Raw genomic sequence first — 17,214 nt, 5'->3', positions numbered from 1 at the left:
GAGTGAGGGCCAACGATCCATTTCGATCGGCTCAGAGAGGCGTCCCGCCGGGAACGCGGCTCAACGGCATCTATGAAATCGACCAGATGATCGGCGTCGGCGGGATGGGCGAGGTCTACAAGGGCCACGAAATCCAGACCGGGACGGCCGTGGCGATCAAGATGCTGGTGCCGGAAATGGCGGAGAACGAGGCCGCGCTGGCGCTGTTTCGCCGGGAAGCTTCGGCGCTTCACTATCTGATGCACGACGCGATCGTCCGCTATTTCGTGTTCACGGTCGAACCCGTCCTGCAGCGTCCTTATCTCGCGATGGAATTCGTTGATGGCCGCTCGCTTGCCGATATGCTGGAAGAAGGCCCGCTGACGATCGAGGCGTTGCTTCGTCTCATGAAGCGGGTGGCGTCCGGACTCAATGCGGCTCACGAGCGTGGCATCATTCATCGCGACGTCTCGCCTGACAACATCATCGTGCCCCGGAACGATGTCGCCCGCGCGAAGATCATCGATTTCGGTATCGCCCGCTCCACCCAGATCGGCGATGCGACCATCATCGGCTCGGGCTTTGCCGGTAAGCACAATTATGTCTCGCCTGAGCAGATCGGTCTTTATGGCGGCGAGGTCAATGCGCAGTCGGACGTCTACAGCTTCGGACTGGTGCTGTTCTACGCGCTGACCGGACAGAAGCTGGATATGGGAGGAACCCAATTCCAGCTGGTCGAGAAACGACGGCGCGTGCCCGACCTCGGCGCCATCGATGCGCGAATCCGCCCCCTGCTGGAGCGAATGCTTCAGCCGGACCCGAAGGACCGGCCGCAGATGGCCGAGATCGAGAGTTGGACCATCGGGGCACCCAAGCCGGTGCCGCAAGGGAGCATCGAGCGCGCCGGCAAACCGGAACGTGAAGACGTCGCCCTCCGGCCGAGCAGGCCCTGGCTTCGTGCAAGCGCGATCGTAGCACTGGCGCTGCTGGTCATCGGCGGTGGGGGATACGGGTACTATCGTTACGTCTGGAGCGTGCCGGCTGTCGTGCGCCCACCACCACTGCCGCCGCTGCAAAAGGAGCCACAAACGCCGCGGCCGTCGCAGACGCCGCGGCCGTCAGTCACGCCCCCTTCAAATACCGACATTCCCAAGGATACGCCGGACAGACCGCCCATCGACAACCCTGCGCGCAGCGATGTGGTACGCCGATTCATCCAGCAATATGACGGCGGCGACTGCTTCTTCATCACCCCCGTTGCCATCGGTGCGAGCGCGGCCATTATCGAGGGGCTGGGCTCGTCGATGGCGCCGTTCGAAGCGCTGGACAGAGCTTTCAAGCGGGCACAGGGCTTCGAAGCGTCGATCGGCATTCGTGTCGTGACCCCGCCGCAGTGCCCGGCGATCACATTTCTGAACAAGGTGCGCGGTGAGGCGGCACGAACGCCGCGCATCTCGCTCGGCTCGGTGAAGATCAAGCCGAACGAGACGCTCGCCGGCAACATTGAGAACTTTGCCAATCGGGTCGTCGAGTTGCTCCTCGTCTCCGAGGACGGACAGGTGCAAAATCTCTCGTATCTGTTGAAGCCAGGCACCGATGCCTTGTCCTTTGCGATCGACATGAAACGGGCCGAGAGCGGCCTCGGAGCCAACGTGCCGCAACTGGTTATGGCGGTTGCAACACCGCGGGTCCTCGACTCGCTGAGGCAGCCGACCGCGACGCCTGCGGATCAATTCTTTCTACAGGTCCTCAGCGAGGCCCAGCGCACCGATCTGACCATCAACGCGGCTGCCCGCTATGTCACGATTCAGAAGTGAGGTCGGGCGACCGAGATCTGATCCCTGACAAAGCAACGGCCTGAGGCGGCCGGGAGACGCAAGCCCGCTTGCGCGAGAAGGGCCGATCTGTGTGACCGGATCACGCAGCATCGCTAGTGTTGCCCGGGTGTCACGCCGCGGGCGCGCCATCAACGCAGGATTCAACAACCGGCCTCACCAATACGTGCGACCTTTTAGTGAACCAGATCACATCGTCGCAGAACTAATTGTTTGAAAAAGCAAAGCCGCCGGCTTTTTGGTCACATTGAGCGCTTATCGTTGCAACCAGAAACCGGCTGCCGTATAACTTGCGGCATTGTTAAGGTCTTTGAGTGTGGCCTGTACTAGGGGCATCATGGCGAGGCTGCTCATCACAGCGGTCTTAGTGCTGCTGGGGATATTTGCCCTGGCGGAGACTCCCGCTTATGCCACCGCCGAGAAGCGGGTCGCCCTGGTCATGGGCAACTCCGACTACAAGGACACCTCGCTCGCTCTGCTCAATCCCAAGAATGATGCTGCTGCCGTTGCCGATGTATTGAAGTCGCTGGACTTCGACGTCCAACTCGTCACCAACGTCGGCAAGCGGGACATGGACGGCGTGCTGGAGCGGTTCGCCCGTGCATCGGCCACGGCCGATTCGGCGCTTTTCTTCTATGCCGGCCATGCCATTCAATATCACGGCAAGAACTATCTGATGCCGGTCGACGCCCAGTTGGAAGACGAGATCAGCATTCGCTACAATCTGGTCTCCGTCGACGATGTGCGCTCAAGCCTCGACCGCGCCAGCGGCGTCAAGATCATGATTCTCGACGCCTGCCGAAACAACCCGATCGCCGATCAGCTGAACCGGATCGCCAATGGTGGCCAGACCCGCGGCCTTCCCGCGACGCGGGGCCTTGCGCGCATCGACAAGACGCAGGGCATGGTCATCGCCTATGCCACCGCCCCCGATGACGTTGCCCTGGACGGCACCAATTCCACCCACAGCCCGTTCAGCTCTGCTTTGATCCGGGAGCTGCAGGAGCCGGGCCTTGAGATCGGAACGCTGTTCCGCAGGGTGGCGCGCGACGTCAACGACAGCACAAATGGGCGACAGCGGCCTGAGACCTCGATCAGCCTGCTGAGCGAATATTATCTCAATCAATCCGACCGGAAGATCTGGGAAGACATGCGGGAGACCGCAGACATTCCGCAGATCCTCGAATTCCTGCGCCGTTATCCGAACTCGATCAGCGCCCTGGACGCGAAGTACCGCCTTGACGTGCTGGAGCGGGCGAAGCGGGATCGCGAGGACGATGAGATGCGACTTCGGCGCGAGGCGCTGAAGAAAGAGCTTGAGGCGCAGGAAGCGGCAACCCGCGCAGAGATTGCACGCCTCCAGGAAGAGAAGCGGCTGGCCGACGCGCGTGCGGCCGACCGGGAGGCGCAACGCAAGCGTGACGAGCAGGCTCAGCTCGCCGCGCTCGAGGAGCAGCGGAAGAAAGACCAGGCGGCCGAGGTCGCGCGCGTTGCTCGGCAGCAGCGCGAGGAGCAGGAACGGCTCGCCAAGCTGGAAGAGGACCGGAAGAACGCCGAAAAGGCGCTTGCCGAGAAGAAGGAAACCGAGCAGCGCCGGCAGGCGGCTGAGAAGCTCGCGGCGCTGGAGCAGGAGCGCGTGAGAGCTCAGCAAGAGGTCGCCGCCCGAGAAGAAGCCAGGCGAAAGGATGAGGAAGCCCGCAAGAAGGCCGAGGAAGCCTGCAAGGCCGAACAAGCCACGGTGGACTCGGCCGGCCGCGATGAGGCCAAGCTGAAGCTGTTCATCGGCTCGTCTGCCTGCCCCGACGCGAAGGTGCGGGCGCAAAGCGTCGTCGCGGCCCTGACTGCCGAGCGCGAGCAGGCGCAGCGCGCTTGCGATTCCGAGGCCAGGCAGCTGGCCGCGCTGCTCAAAGCGCCCGGCTCGACCGAATCCCGTGACAAGCTGCTCGAACTGCAATCGTCCCTGACCTGCTCGAACCTAGCACCGAAGATCGTGGACGGCCTTGGCCGGATCAACATCGATATCAAGCGCGGTGTGATCCGGAGCTCGCAGGCCGAGCTGCGCCGCCTTGGCTGCTACCGCGGTGCCGAGAACGGCGAGCTCGACAACTCCACCAGGGATGCGCTGAAGCGCGTCAACGTCGCTCGCGGCAAGGCGGATGCGGCGCTGGAGATCGACGATGGCGTCCTGGCGGACCTGAAGAAGCTGGACGCACCGGCTTGCACGCTGCCGAAGCCGGAGCCTGAAGAAAAGGAAGTCAGCAGGCCGAAACCCCGGATCGTGTCGCGGCCCGGCCCGGCAGTCCATGGAAGCCGCGACCGTGAGGAGCGCGCTACCCACGAGGATCGCGCCGCGCGTGAAGATCGCCCAGTCCCGCGGCCGCGGGCCGAGGCTCGCCAGTCACCGTCGCCCGGCGGCGGCGGCGGAGGAGCCGGTGGTGGCGGTGGCGGCTCGGGCGGCGTGTCGGTCCACGGTCTCAGCTTCTGACCAGAAGCACTCCAGCCTCTAGTTCTAATTGAACGTTTCCAAAGTCTCGGTTCTGTTGATTACGGAAATGGTGACCCCCGCTGTCATCGTCCGCGAAGGCGGACGATCCAGTACGCGCCGTGACCTTTCGGTTCGATCTCTTCTGCCGCGACATACTGGATGCTCCGCCGGAGCCTGTCATCCGGCCGGCCGAAGGCCGGACCGGGTGGCGGAGCATGACAGCGTTGGAGATGGCGAGAGCTCAACCCATCCACCGACAGCCGATTTCCGGGAAACGCTCGGTTAGCTACAAGCGGCCAACGAACAAGAGCTTGAGATCCCGGTCGGGCGTGAAGTCCGTGGCCCGCACGTCGAGCCCGGGCTTGGCCGACGGCGCCAGCTTGCCGGGGCAGTAGCTGACCAGGCGATTGTTACCGCCCTTGTCGATCGTAATGCGGAAGCTCTTGATGGGACCAGCCCAATTGGCGCCCGTTTTCAGCACGTAGCTGATCCTGCGCTCCTGGACCATGGCGCTGTTGTTGCGGGAGCTTCCCGCCATCTTGTCGAGCTCCTGGAGAAATTCATCGCTCACGCAATAATCCTTGCGATAGCGCTCGATCTCCTTGGCCATGGCCTTCTCTTGTCGCAGACCCTTTCGCAAGACAGTGTCAGGGCTGGCGCCAACGCTCGGCCGGTAGGTGTGCTCGACGATGACGGGCTTGCCCGCCGGGAAGGTCTGCTCCCGGTACACGGTGGTCTTGACGGTCCAGCCCGGCGAATACAGCGGCTTTCCGCGCTCGTCACTGCCCGCCGGCATCAGCAATCCCTCCGACGCCATTCTCTCGCGGATCGCCGGAGCGAGATCCTGCGGCCGAAACTGTTGCGCACCCAGCGGCAGCAGCGGGACCTTCATCTCGCGCAGGCGCGCCGTCACGTCCTTGTCGCCGAGATAAGCATGCTGATCCGTGTTGTATTTCACGGGGGTGCCGTCGATCTTCGTTGCAAAATCAACAAAGTTGAGCGGATCGTTGGACGAGAACGAAATGGTTTCCCCTTCCGCCAGATCGATATCGGGAAGCGGAAACGCGACCGTGAGCGTCACCGGCGCCGACTGCGTGTTGACGAATTCATAGCGAACGCTGATGCGGTCCAGCGAAATCGCCAGGTCCTCGCTCCTCATCTCCACGGCTGACGAACGCGTGAATTGCAGGCCGCCGATCGCAAGCTCGGCCGCCGTATCGTTGGCGAGCGCGGCGGAATAGCCGCAAAGGACGAGGCCCGCTGTCAGGATGGTTGCCGGAAGCCGATACATCATCGCTCCTGCTGCTGTTCATGACCGGCGATGCCGCCGCATCGCAGGCAAAATTGACACGGGGAATCTGCTTAACAATTGACATCATGCCGCACCGGCGGCCTACTCCAGCATAGGTCAAATCGCCGGACTGACCAAATCCTTATCTCGTTTCGGCACGATCGGCCTGCCTGCAGATCCCATGCGCTCCTCATCCTTCACTGCTTCGATTGTCTCACTCTGTCTCATCAGTAGCGCCATTGCGGGCGAAGGTTCGTTCTGGTCCACCGATTGGCTGCTCGGTGACAAGGCGCCGAGCCCGTCCGTCGTCGCCCAGGCCAAGCAGGCGCCGTCCTCCAAGACCGCGCCGGCGCCACAGCAGAGCTCCGACGGCCCGCCGCCGGAGAAGACTGAAACGACGAATTTCGAGAACTGGATCCTCAGCTGCCGCGAATTCGTGGAGGGGCCGAAGAAGCGGACCTGCGCGATGACCGTCGCCGTCCGCAAGACGGATACCAATCGCCCGGTGCTCTCCTGGACCATCCGTGCAAACGATAAGGGACAGATGGTATCCGTCATCGAGACGCTGCCAGGCATTTCGATCGTCCCCGGCATCGAGGTCAAGCTCGAGAAGGGCGCAGCGCCGCGCAAGGTGCCGATCGAGATCTGCGAGCCGAACTGGTGCTCGGGCTCGCTGCCGATGGACAAGGGCTTCATCCAGGAATTGGCGACCTCGTCCAAGGCCACGGTCGTGATCACCTCTTCGGCAGGTCAGCCCTTCACCTTCGAGTTCCCGATCAACGGCTTCGAAAAAGCCTTCGCAAAGATGTAGGACGTGCGACGGCGCGGCGACCAACCGATTGGTCCTCCCCACTTCGACCGGATGAGAACGGAAAAGGCTCTTGCGTCCGTCGCAGGAGAAAGCCTGCGTTGTCCATCATGCGTCGAGCGAACGGTTGGCGTGCGGCATGCACCGCAGAGTGCGCTCGCAAAGTTGTCTCAAAACAAATGAGCCGGCTGTGGGACCGGCGCATCGTTTGGATGTTGAGCGCGCGGCGCCGCTTCGGCCTATGACGGACCGAAGGTGTAGCGGATGCCGCCGACGATGCCGCCGCCATGCAGATTGTCGCCGAAGCGCCAGTCGCCGCGAACGAAGCCGAGCAGGCCGCTGGTCTGCGACTGGAACGAAAGGCCGAGGCTGGTCTGGTAGAAGGTGCCGACACGCGTCGTGGCCAGATCGAAGGTCGGCGAGCCTGCTGCGGTGCCGGTAAAGGTACCTGCGGCGTTGCCCATGAATTCGTGCTGCACCAGCGCGATGCCGAATGGCGACCAGTTGAAGCCGCCATAGGAGAAAGCCGTACCGACACGAGCACCGGCGCGGCCGAGCAGGCTTTCGACCGTATTGAAGCCGAGCACACTGGTACCATTGAAAACCGGCAACGTATCGAACGTCGAGCGCGTATAGCTCACGTTGAAGGTCGGTTCGATGAAGAAGTTGTTGTCGAACCTGAAGCTATACGATGCGCCGCCGTTGACGTTGTCCGACTGGCCGTTGAACCCGACATTGTTGAGCAAGGCCGTCGGGTTGGTCACGTGCATGTCGTACCAGGAGTGACGGTACGTGAAGTCGGTCGAGAGTGGTCCCTTGGTAACGAGGCCGTAGACACCGACAAAGGGAACCTCGAAATTGACCTGGTTCGGACCGGCGACCAGCTCGGTCGAGGTCGCCTGAACGTCACCACCGGTGATGCCGAAATGCGCGTTGACGCCGCTGCCGCCAAGGTTGAGCCAGCCGGTATCGGCGCCGGTCTGGACGCCGGTGAATTCGACGCGAACCCTGGATTGCGCGGTGTCGAAGATCGATCCGTTCAGCGCCACCGAGCCGGTCGATGAGACAGTGGTCACGCCGCTCGACACGCGCGCCCATGGACCTCCCACCATCTGGCAGTTCTTGTCCCCGCTGCTCGGCCACGGGAAGCTCGGCGAGTCGCAGGGCTTGTCGGTCTGCGGCGAGGCGACGAGATTGCCGCCGGGCTGATGGAACGAGGCGTCGATCGAGCTGATCGTCGACAGAATGCTGGTCAGCGGCCCCGTTGCGGCCCGCGCACTGGGCGCGACCAGAATCTCGATGTTAGACGTGTTGTTAGCGCCCTGGCCAGGATTGAGGTACTGATAGGCAAAGAACGGATTGATGGCACCAGTGAACGTGCCGGTGCCGGTGTTGGCGCCTGCGCCGGCCACGTTGACCAGCGGGAACAGACCTGTTGCGCCGGCGCCGCTCACATTGATCACGCCGTTCTGGGCTGCGTTCAAGCTGGCCACATTGATGGAGTTGATGGCGCCGGTCCCGTTCAGATTGAGCTGGGTCGTGATCGTGCCGCCACCGGTCAGCGCGCTGCTCTTCGCATTGACGGTCGTGCTGCCGGCCGCGCCGGTCAGGTTGATCGTGCCATTGTTGACGAGGCTCGCCGCGGTGACGGTGCTGATGCCGCTCGCATTGACGGTGCCGCCCGAATTGTTCGTGAATGCACCCGGCCCCGCATTCCAGACGCTGCCGGGATTGATGTTGACGGTGCCAGTGTTGGACAGCGTACCGTTCCACTGCGCGTTGTTGGTGATGATGCCCGTGTTGCTGGCAACGGCCGCGTTGTAGGTCCCGTTGTTGATCACCACACCGGCGTTGTTCAGCGCATCATTAATCGTGCCGTTGTTGGTGATCGTCCCGGTCGACGTGTTGTTGATATTGGCAGCTGTCAGAATACCGCCTGCTGCGACTGAAATTCCACCACCGCTGGCGGAATTGCCGGCATTGCTCAAGTTTCCGGCCACAGTGTAGTTGCCTGTACCCGAGACGGCGAGCAGCGAGGTTGCGGCCGTGTTGTCAAAGGTCGAGTTGCTGCTGACTGTGCCGGTCACGTTGAACTGGCCAAACGCACCGTTGGTGATGGCACCTTTGATTGCGCCACCGGACGCGTTCACGATAGCCAGATTGGCGCCGGCACCGGTGCCTGTATTAGAAAATCCGCCGACGCCCGTCCCGCCGGGACCACCGGTATCGATCGTTCCAGCAATCTGGTTGACCACACCACCTGCGCCATTTTGAAAGCCACCGGCCGTCGTTGTCCACGTACCAGAATTAGCCAACTGTCCGTGGTTCACGGCAGCCCCGGTCCACGTACCGGTGTTGTTAACGGCGTTGGCAGTAGCCGTATTCAGGTTATCCGTGAGATTGCCACTCCAGGTGCCGGTGTTTGAGATCGTACCGGTCGCCTCGTTCTTCACGGCGCCGGTCCACCCACCGTGGTTGACGATGTCGCCGGTATTGTCGGTGCCTGCAACAGCCGAGAGCGCGCCACCTACCGCAACCGTAATACCTCCACCGCTTGCAAGCTTGCCCGCGTTGGTCACCGCGCCAGCGATGGTGTAGTTGCCGGTACCCGAGACGGCGAGCAGCGAAGTTGCGGCCGTGTTGTCAAAGGTCGAGTTGCTGCTGACTGTGCCGGTCACGTTGAACTGGCCAAACGCACCGTTGGTGATGGCACCTTTGATTGCGCCACCGGACGCGTTCACGATAGCCAGATTGGCGCCGGCACCGGTGCCTGTATTAGAAAATCCGCCGACGCCCGTCCCGCCGGGACCACCGGTATCGATCGTTCCAGCAGTCTGGTTGACCACACCACCTGCGCCATTTTGAAAGCCACCGGCCGTCGTTGTCCACGTACCAGAATTAGCCAACTGTCCGTGGTTCACGGCAGCCCCGGTCCACGTACCGGTGTTGTTAACGGCGTTGGCAGTAGCCGTATTCAGATTATCCGTGAGATTGCCACTCCAGGTGCCGGTGTTTGAGATCGTACCGGTCACCTCGTTCTTCACGGCACCGGTCCACCCACCGTGGTTGACGATGTCGCCGGTATTGTCGGTGCCTGCAACAGCCGAGAGCGCGCCACCTACCGCAACCGTAATACCTCCACCGCTTGCAAGCTTGCCCGCGTTGGTCACCGCGCCAGCGATGGTGTAGTTGCCGGTACCCGAGACGGCGAGCAGCGAAGTTGCGGCCGTGTTGTCAAAGGTCGAGTTGCTGCTGATTGTGCCGGTCACGTTGAACTGGCCAAACGCACCGTTGGTGATGGCACCTTTGATTGCGCCACCGGACGCGTTCACGATAGCCAGATTGGCGCCGGCACCGGTGCCTGCATTAGAAATCCGCCGACGCCCGTCCCGCCGGGACCACCGGTATCGATCGTTCCAGCAGTCTGGTTGACCACACCACCTGCGCCATTTTGAAAGCCACCGGCCGTCGTTGTCCACGTACCAGAATTAGCCAACTGTCCGTGGTTCACGGCAGCCCCGGTCCACGTACCGGTGTTGTTAACGGCGTTGGCAGTAGCCGTATTCAGGTTATCCGTGAGATTGCCACTCCAGTTGCCGGTGTTTGAGATCGTACCGGTCGCCTCGTTCTTCACGGCGCCGGTCCACCCACCGTGGTTGACGATGTCGCCGGTATTGTCGGTGCCTGCAACAGCCGAGAGCGCGCCACCTACCGCAACCGTAATACCTCCACCACTTGCTAGCTTGCCCGCGTTGGTCACCGCGCCAGCGATGGTGTAGGATCCGGAATTGACGATTAGGCGCGAGCTTGCCGCAGCATTGTTGAATGTGCTGTCGCTCATCACCGTGCCACTGACGCTGAACGTACCGCCGGTGTTGTTCGCGACCGCCCCGTTGAACGCGCCACCATTGGCGTTGATCGTGCCGGTGTTGGTCGTGCCGCCGTTGGTCGAGCCCGCCGTCTGCGTGTAGGTCCCCGAATTGGTCAGACCACCATTGAGCGCGCCGGTGTTCGTAGCAATTCCGCTGTTGTTGAGGCCGCCATTTTGCGTTCCGCTGTTGCTGTAGTTCGCACTGTTGGTGACCGCGCTGGTCAGCGTTCCGGTGTTGACGAGAGCGCCACCCGTCACGTTCGTGGTCGTGAACGAATTTATCCCGCTGACCGTGAGAGACCCGCCCGTCACAGAAATCCCGGAGCCGGTCATGTTGTTGGAGATCGAATTCGTTCCGCCCTGGTTGACCAGGTTTGGCCCCGCGCCATTGAAGTTCACAGCCTGACCAGACACCGTGTAGTTCTGCGAGGCGGCGGTGAAGGTCCAGGAATTCGGCGTAATCGGTCCGGCGGTGACCGTGACGGTGGTGCTGCCGGTCGCATCGAACGTCGCGGCCGACCCGGCGGTGACGGGAGCCGTACCGGTCGACCAGTTGGTGCCGAGATTGTAGTCAGATGTCGTGGTGGTGCTGCCGGCACCGCCCCAGGTCTGCGCTTGGGCGGCCGCCATGCCACCGAATGTTGCAATAGCGAAGGCGACGAGTGCAGTGGATTCGAGCAATCGGCTTCGAAGCGGCTGCGACGGTCGCGATGTGGGCGCTACGCCCGGCTTGCGCGACCGATACCCCTCGATCTGAGAACTCAACATGTACGCCACCCCAATATGGATTTGGCGCACGCCTGAACCCCTCCGGCCGCGCCAGAAACTTAAGAAACATTAACTCACGTTTCTGGTACCGGCTCTAGTGCTCAGGCGCCACCAACGCGCTACCTAAACACCATGAGAACCTGATTGTCGGCGACAGTTGCGCGATTGCAACGTGCGACTTCGTGACAACTACACGACAAATACATAAATGCCGCCCGCGGCGGTGTCGCGGACGGCACAACAAACAAAGGCTCAACAAATAAGTGGGACGCGGTTTGCCGTCTTAGAACGAGAGACCGGAGATGAACACCGGGCGGCCGCACCAGAAGCAAGCGGGCCTGACCTCGGGTGTCGCCGACGACACCAGGATCGGCCTTTGAGCCGGCGCCGCCGCGACCGGACGGATGACCTTCGTGCGCTTCACCGGGGGCCGGGCCGCAACTGAGGCAGGTGCAGCGGCCGGCGAAGCAAATACCGAGTCAAACCATAACCAGCCCGTTTCGGCCCGAGCGGTCCCCGAGAAGGATCCCATCGACACGAGAACTGCGAGAACGGCTGCCGGTTTGGCAATGCGCCTGAAAGCAATCATTCGATCGACTCCTGTTCCATCTCGCCACCTGGGCCGAAGTCTTGCGCTTCGACGGACACTGGCACGCTATGCTTACAAAAAAGTAATCGCAAGGGCAGGAAAGCTGCGCAACGTAACGCGGCACACAGCGATGAGTTTCATTCCGGGGGATCGCAATGGCAATATTGTAGTTTTATTGCGCCAAAAGAAAGGCCGCCTCATCCGGAGACGGCCTTGGTGCACGAGTGTGGCAATTTGGCTTCAGATTGCGTGCAGAACCTGAACGGTCAATGTGATCAGTAGGTCACACCCGAAATGTAGACAGTGCGATTGCACCAGAAGCAATCGGGCTTCTCGCTCTTGGCGGCGGATGCGACAGCGACACGCTTTGCGCGGGAAGTCGTCATCGCCTGAGCATGCGCCCGCGCCGGCCTGGTCGTGGACTCAACGGATGCATCGGAGGGAGCCATTGCAACGACGATCTTCTTGGTCGACTGCGCTTGAGCTGTTGCACCCATGCACGCGATGGAAATCAGTGTCACCGCAACCACGGCCGGCTTGGCGACCATCTTGAAGATCGGCATCACGCAACTCCTGTTTCTTTTTCGAGCCTTTCGTTCGCTCCTACGTGAAACACTGACGCAACTTGCAGATGAAGTCACGCAAATGCCTGAAAGACAGTAACGTCGCGCCTAAATGCGAACAGATAGTTCGTTGTTAGTTTTGAAGAAGCTTCTTAACGCGTCTTTCATATTTCACTCGCGCATGAGCGTCCGCGCCCCTTCGACGCGGCCCAAGCAACACCGAGCACACGCATAACGCGAGCAAACGCGCATCGAGCGGATCATGGTGCAACAAGGAGTCGGAAGAGCTCCCGCGCGGAGACATCGCAGGACGTGCAGGCCGCTGCGAGCGCATCAGCGGTCCGTGGCGGCTTGGGCGCGAGCGTCCGGGCCCAAGCACACTTTATTGCCGGCCTTGTGTGATCCGGACTACTGACTTTCTCGCGGGAGCGAGATAAAGTTAGGGATACTTTCATCAATTTAGCCGGGCTCACCATGCTGACGTCGCGGAATAGATTCCTGGCTGCCGCTTATGCTGCCATTGTCCTGATCGGGACCTGCGTCGGCGCTGCCGCTGACGATGTGATTACCCGGCGCTTCACGGCCGGGAACGCGCCCGACGCAGTCGGAATTGCGGATGCCAGCGAAGATGTCGAGCTTGCCGGCCCGCAGGCCCTGACCAGCGACGCGCAAGGCAATCTGTTTCTGCTCGACCAACTGAACCAGCGCATCGTGGAGTTCAATCCCAAGCGACCCGCTGAGGATCCGAGCATCCTGGAAATGCCGCCCAGCGTGCAGCCGTCCGACCTCGTCGTCCGAAAGGACGAGATCCTGGTCTGGGACAACGGCATCCATACGCTGAAGGCGAGCGGCCAGCCGACCTCGACGCGCGGCATCGGCGGCACGACCGTGAAGCTCGAGGAGGTCAGCTCGCGCGACCTGGATGATCAGTTTGCCACCTCGGCGTTCGCGCAGATGGGCTCGCAGCCTCCCGGCGATGCAGCCGACGTGCTCGACAAGGACAGCCGCGCGGTCACGGTCAAGCAGGGCCGCAAGCCCAGCCGCCAATATGTCGCGTCCCGCGGCCGCGGTTCGGTGATCGCCGATATCACGCCCCAAAAAGGCGACAACGCGGTCCTGATCGAGGTTCGCAGCCTCGATGGCAACGAGACGATTGCGCAGTTGCACCTGCGTGTCCATGACAAGCTCGGTGCGGTCGAATTCCTCGAAATCGACAATAACGACAAGCTTTACATTCTTGGCGAGAATGTTCCGGACAATGCTGCCGGCGCCGCAACCTTTGTCGCCCGCTACGCGCTTAGCGGCGATCTCGAAGGGGTCTACGAACTGCCGCTGGAGAATACGCCGATCACAAGGCGCTTCGTGACCATCTCCGGCGATGGCGACGTGTATTTCCTGCGCACGCAGCGGACCGGCGTCGAGGTGGTCGGGGTCGGCTTTCGGCCGCTGCGCAACGCCAAGGTGATCGACATTCGACCGCGGATCCAGAACGCCGGCGCCTCGCCCTCCAGCAGGTTCACCGCGATCGCTGCGGTGCGGCCGTCGAACCGGCAGCAGGTGGTCGAAACCGCCTTTGCGTTCGAAGGCATTCAGTGGCAGGTGACGCCGCAGAATTATGGCCCGGAGCCGGACCAGGCCTGCACCGGTTTCAGCCGGGTCAGGCGGCCCTGGTACCTGCAGGGCAAGATCGGTCAGCAGGTCCGCGGCGTGCCCTATTGCTGGGGCTGCTCCGGCTCGCTGGCCACCTTCCAGAACCAGATCGCGCACGGCGTGAAGGCGGGAAACGTCTGTACCCGTAACGAGCCGCGCAACGACGTTGCCGGCGTCGACTGCTCCGCCTTCGTCAGCGCGACCTGGGGCCTTTCCGTGCATTACACGACGGCCGCCATTCCCGCGATCGCAAGTCCAATAACGGATCCCTGGCAGCTGCGCCCCGGTGACGCCCTGAATAAGCCCGGCTCGCACGTCATGTTGTTCCTGCGCTTCACGCCGGATCGCAAGGCTGAAGTCATGGAGTCATCAACCGGCGGCTGCAATGGCCGCGTCTGCCGTAACGTCTACCCGCTCGCGGCGCTGCTTGCGCGCGGCTATCAGCCGGTGCGTTTCAAGGCGCTCGCCGACGACAATATGGTCGTCGCACAGAGCGCTTACGCTTCCGGCAAGGTAGACAAGCGCGAGCCGGACGCGACGCCGACGCACGCGCACAGGCGACGGAGCAGGCATTAGGATGCGAGATCAGCCAGTCGAACGTGACCGCGCGGGTTTTTTGGCCCTCACCCTTTGTTGTACAAAACCTTTTTTCCGCTCAGCGCGACTATCCCTGAGATTGGCTTCTGGATCCGGAACGACATCGATGGGCATTTCGAAGCGGTACGTTATTGTCTTGGCCGCGAGCTGCTGGGCCGCCCTGGGCCAGGCGCTGGCGGCCGACTGCAATTCACTGCTCAATCCGTTCAACCAGGCGGTCGACGAGGCCCGCGAGACCGATGCCCAGGCGTTGATCGACAAGATCGCGGGCAGCAACGACTGCGCCCGCTACCAGATCCCCGCTCAGACCCGCCTAGCCGCACTCAGGCTTTCGGCAGCCCAGATCCTGATGGCCCGCGGCCGGCCGGTGGAAGACTATGAGCGCCTGCTTACGGCTGCGGAGACCCCGGAAGTGCTCTGGCAGGCTTCGGCGACGCTTGGCGAGGTGCGGTTCGGCGAGCGTCGCTTCGCCGAAGCCGCGCAAGCTTATGACCGCGCCATCGGCATCCTGAACAATATGACGTTGACGCCCGCGCGTCCGGAGCGGTTCGAGATCGAGGGCCTGATCAGTCGCGCCGGACAGGCACGGCTGCTGGCGGCCAACGTCAAGATGGCCGACGGCAGCACCCGCTTCGTCCCGACCGCGCGCGACCACCGCGACGGCACGATCGGCGGGATGTATTCGCGCTCGGTGCGCGGAATCACGCCGCAGTCGATTCCGATTCCCATCACCTTCGAATACGCCAAGACCACGTTCACTGCGGTCGGCGAGGAAGCCGCGCGAGAACTCGCGGAGGTGCTCAAGGAGCAGCGGCCGGAACGCATCGAGCTGGTCGGCCACACGGACATCCGGGGCAGCGATGAAACCAACATGAAGCTCTCCGCGGCGCGGGCCGAAGCCGTTGCGGCCTTTCTGAAGGAGGCCGGTGTATCGGCCGTGATCGAAACCAAAGGCGTCGGCTCGAGCGAGCCGCTGAAGCTGGTCGACTCCTCTGGCCTCGGCCAGGACGACATTTATGCACTGAACCGTCGCGTGGAATTCGTTCGCCCATAGGAAGCAAGGCCATGTCAACCATTCGCGTTGCGCTTACCGCGGCTTGCGTTGTCATCTGTATGGCCAAGGCCGCCCTGGCCACTCCCAGCCTGCCGCTCTACCTCGCCAATCCCGACGGCGGGGCAATCCGCGCGCTGATCATCGGGATCAACGCCTATCAGCACGTGCGCCAGCTCAAGGGATCGGTGGCAGATGCGCGCGACATCGAGGGAGCGCTCCGCTCGATGGGCACCACCGACATCGTGACGCTGACGGACGCGCAGGCCAATCGTGCCGCCATCCTGCAGAGCATCAGCGATCTCGTTGAGCGGACCAATCCGAACGACCAGATCATCCTCTCCATTGCCGGCCATGGCGCCCAGGAGCCCGAGACCATCAAAGGCTCGGAGCCGAACGGCATGCAGGATGTCTTCCTGCTGCCCGGTTTCGAGCCGACCGCCGAAGGTTCGAAGCAGCGCATTCTCGGCAGCGAGTTCAACCATTTCATCCGGCAGTTCGAATTGCGCGGAGCGAAGGTGCTGTTCGTTGCCGACACCTGCCACGGTGGCGGGATGACGCGCGACATCGATCCGCGCATGGCCGAGATGAGCTTCAGGCAGGTTCCGACCTACACCCTGACCGTGGACCGGCTGACGCCCGTCACCAATCAGTCCGATCCCGTCAGCGAGCTCGACCTCGACCGCACCACGTTTCTCGCCGCGGTCGATCGCAATACCAAGGCGCCCGAAGTGAAGATTCCTGCGATCGACGGGTTGAGAGGAGCTCTGAGCTATGCCGTCGCGCGCGCTCTCGAGGGCGGCGCCGACGCCAATCATGACGGCAGGATCACATTGAAAGAGCTGTTCACCAACGTTCGGCAGGTCGTCTATCAACTGTCGGATCAACGGCAGAACATCGTCACCCAGACTTCTCCCGGTCGCGCGGGCGACGGCGAGGTGATGTTCCAGCTCACGCGCGGGCTCACGCTGACCCCCTCGACCTCACAGGCCGCTCAGCAGGTGGCACTCGCCAGTCCCACGTCGGAGAAGCTCGAGCAGAAGCCGGCTAGTGCTCCGCCTGTCGCGGCAGCACCGGCAGCATCAGCGGCCTCGGTCAGCAAGCTTCCGATCCGGCTGGCCGCCCTCGATGGCAACAACAACGCGATTCCGAAGCTGACCTCGAACGAGGCATCGATCGAGATCGTCGCTCCACTCGAAAATCCGGACCTGATCTGGGACCCGAAATCGCGGGATGTCATCTCGTGGGGTGACGTCATCGCCTACAAGGTCGACGCCACCGATCTGGCCACGGTGATCGACCGCACTGCGGCCGTTCGCGAGCTGAAGCGGATGGCCACGCAATCGCCCCAGTCCGTGCGCGTGGCGCCCGACGACGCACAACATCACAATGGCGAGCCGGTCCAGATCGAACTCAAGGACGTTTCCGGCCGTGCCGTTGTCCTGTTCGATATCTCGGGCGATGGCACGGTCCAGATGCTCTATCCCATCGGCTCGGACGAAGCGCCGACACAGGCCGGCAGCTTGCGCCTGCCACTTCGGGTGCGCGAGCCGTTCGGCGCCGAGCAGGTCGTGGCCATCAGCTCCACCCAGCGGCTCGTCGACTTAGAGCAGGCGTTGCTTCAGCTGAACCGGCGGAAAGCACCGGGCCAGATGATCAAGGTCATGACCAAATATCTGCCGCCGGATGCGCGGATCGGGTCGATCGGGTTCTTCACGGCACCCTGA

9 protein-coding genes are annotated in these 17,214 nt (G+C 62.5%); 6 read left to right on the top strand and 3 right to left on the bottom strand.

Annotated elements, in window-relative coordinates; genetic code table 11:
* Positions 1 to 2 precede the first annotated feature (2 nt).
* Together P6U24_RS04925 and P6U24_RS04920 are read left to right on the top strand one after the other, a co-directional pair.
* The gene (locus P6U24_RS04925) at positions 3 to 1,796 is read left to right on the top strand and encodes a protein kinase domain-containing protein (RefSeq protein ID WP_407158069.1); all 1,794 of its coding nucleotides are present in this window, start codon (positions 3 to 5) and stop codon (positions 1,794 to 1,796) included.
* Between the two features lie 355 nt (positions 1,797 to 2,151).
* Positions 2,152 to 4,299 carry a caspase family protein gene (locus P6U24_RS04920; RefSeq protein WP_407158068.1) on the top strand — a complete coding sequence of 716 codons (2,148 nt, stop codon included), beginning with the start codon at positions 2,152 to 2,154 and terminating at the stop codon, positions 4,297 to 4,299.
* Between the two features lie 286 nt (positions 4,300 to 4,585).
* On the opposite strand, the gene P6U24_RS04915 is transcribed toward P6U24_RS04920, so the two are convergent.
* The gene (locus P6U24_RS04915) at positions 4,586 to 5,590 is read right to left on the bottom strand and encodes a DUF4424 domain-containing protein (RefSeq protein WP_407158067.1); all 1,005 of its coding nucleotides are present in this window, start codon (positions 5,588 to 5,590) and stop codon (positions 4,586 to 4,588) included.
* A 181-nt stretch (positions 5,591 to 5,771) separates the two neighbouring features.
* Here P6U24_RS04915 and P6U24_RS04910 point away from each other — a divergent pair, with 181 nt between their 5' ends.
* On the top strand, positions 5,772 to 6,401 hold the full coding sequence (locus P6U24_RS04910; RefSeq protein WP_407158066.1) for an invasion associated locus B family protein: 630 nt from the start codon (positions 5,772 to 5,774) through the stop codon (positions 6,399 to 6,401).
* A 236-nt stretch (positions 6,402 to 6,637) separates the two neighbouring features.
* Here the strand turns inward: P6U24_RS04910 and P6U24_RS04905 are convergent, their stop codons facing one another.
* A complete protein-coding gene (locus P6U24_RS04905; protein ID WP_407158065.1) occupies positions 6,638 to 9,877 on the bottom strand; it encodes a beta strand repeat-containing protein in 3,240 nt (1,079 codons plus the stop codon).
* Positions 9,878 to 11,901: 2,024 nt separating this feature from the next.
* Positions 11,902 to 12,189 carry a hypothetical protein gene (locus tag P6U24_RS04900; protein WP_407158064.1) on the bottom strand — a complete coding sequence of 96 codons (288 nt, stop codon included), beginning with the start codon at positions 12,187 to 12,189 and terminating at the stop codon, positions 11,902 to 11,904.
* 474 nt (positions 12,190 to 12,663) lie between these two features.
* Here P6U24_RS04900 and P6U24_RS04895 point away from each other — a divergent pair, with 474 nt between their 5' ends.
* The 3 genes from P6U24_RS04895 to P6U24_RS04885 all read left to right on the top strand — a co-directional run bounded on the left by P6U24_RS04895 (position 12,664) and on the right by P6U24_RS04885 (position 17,214).
* Entirely contained in the window at positions 12,664 to 14,415 is a 1,752-nt protein-coding gene (locus P6U24_RS04895) for a hypothetical protein (RefSeq protein ID WP_407158063.1), read from the top strand.
* Between the two features lie 127 nt (positions 14,416 to 14,542).
* A complete protein-coding gene (locus tag P6U24_RS04890) occupies positions 14,543 to 15,490 on the top strand; it encodes an OmpA family protein (RefSeq protein ID WP_407158062.1) in 948 nt (315 codons plus the stop codon).
* Positions 15,491 to 15,501: 11 nt separating this feature from the next.
* Positions 15,502 to 17,214, top strand: a complete 1,713-nt coding sequence (locus tag P6U24_RS04885; protein WP_407158061.1) for a caspase family protein — start codon at positions 15,502 to 15,504, stop codon at positions 17,212 to 17,214.

The organism is Bradyrhizobium sp. STM 3557, from assembly GCF_045571465.1.
Taxonomy (GTDB): Bacteria; Pseudomonadota; Alphaproteobacteria; order Rhizobiales; family Xanthobacteraceae; genus Bradyrhizobium.
The sequence above is the reverse complement of the archived record's forward strand: the minus strand, read 5'-3'. Positions and strand labels throughout refer to the sequence as shown.

Bases quoted from the DNA above. Each gene is read 5' to 3' on its own strand.
- P6U24_RS04895 (WP_407158063.1), top strand. From the start codon at position 12,664: ATGCTGACGTCGCGGAATAGATTCCTGGCTGCCGCTTATGCTGCCATT.
- P6U24_RS04900 (WP_407158064.1), bottom strand. From the start codon at position 12,189: ATGCCGATCTTCAAGATGGTCGCCAAGCCGGCCGTGGTTGCGGTGACA.
- P6U24_RS04920 (WP_407158068.1), top strand. From the start codon at position 2,152: ATGGCGAGGCTGCTCATCACAGCGGTCTTAGTGCTGCTGGGGATATTT.
- P6U24_RS04915 (WP_407158067.1), bottom strand. From the start codon at position 5,590: ATGTATCGGCTTCCGGCAACCATCCTGACAGCGGGCCTCGTCCTTTGC.
- P6U24_RS04910 (WP_407158066.1), top strand. From the start codon at position 5,772: ATGCGCTCCTCATCCTTCACTGCTTCGATTGTCTCACTCTGTCTCATC.
- P6U24_RS04885 (WP_407158061.1), top strand. From the start codon at position 15,502: ATGTCAACCATTCGCGTTGCGCTTACCGCGGCTTGCGTTGTCATCTGT.
- P6U24_RS04890 (WP_407158062.1), top strand. From the start codon at position 14,543: ATGGGCATTTCGAAGCGGTACGTTATTGTCTTGGCCGCGAGCTGCTGG.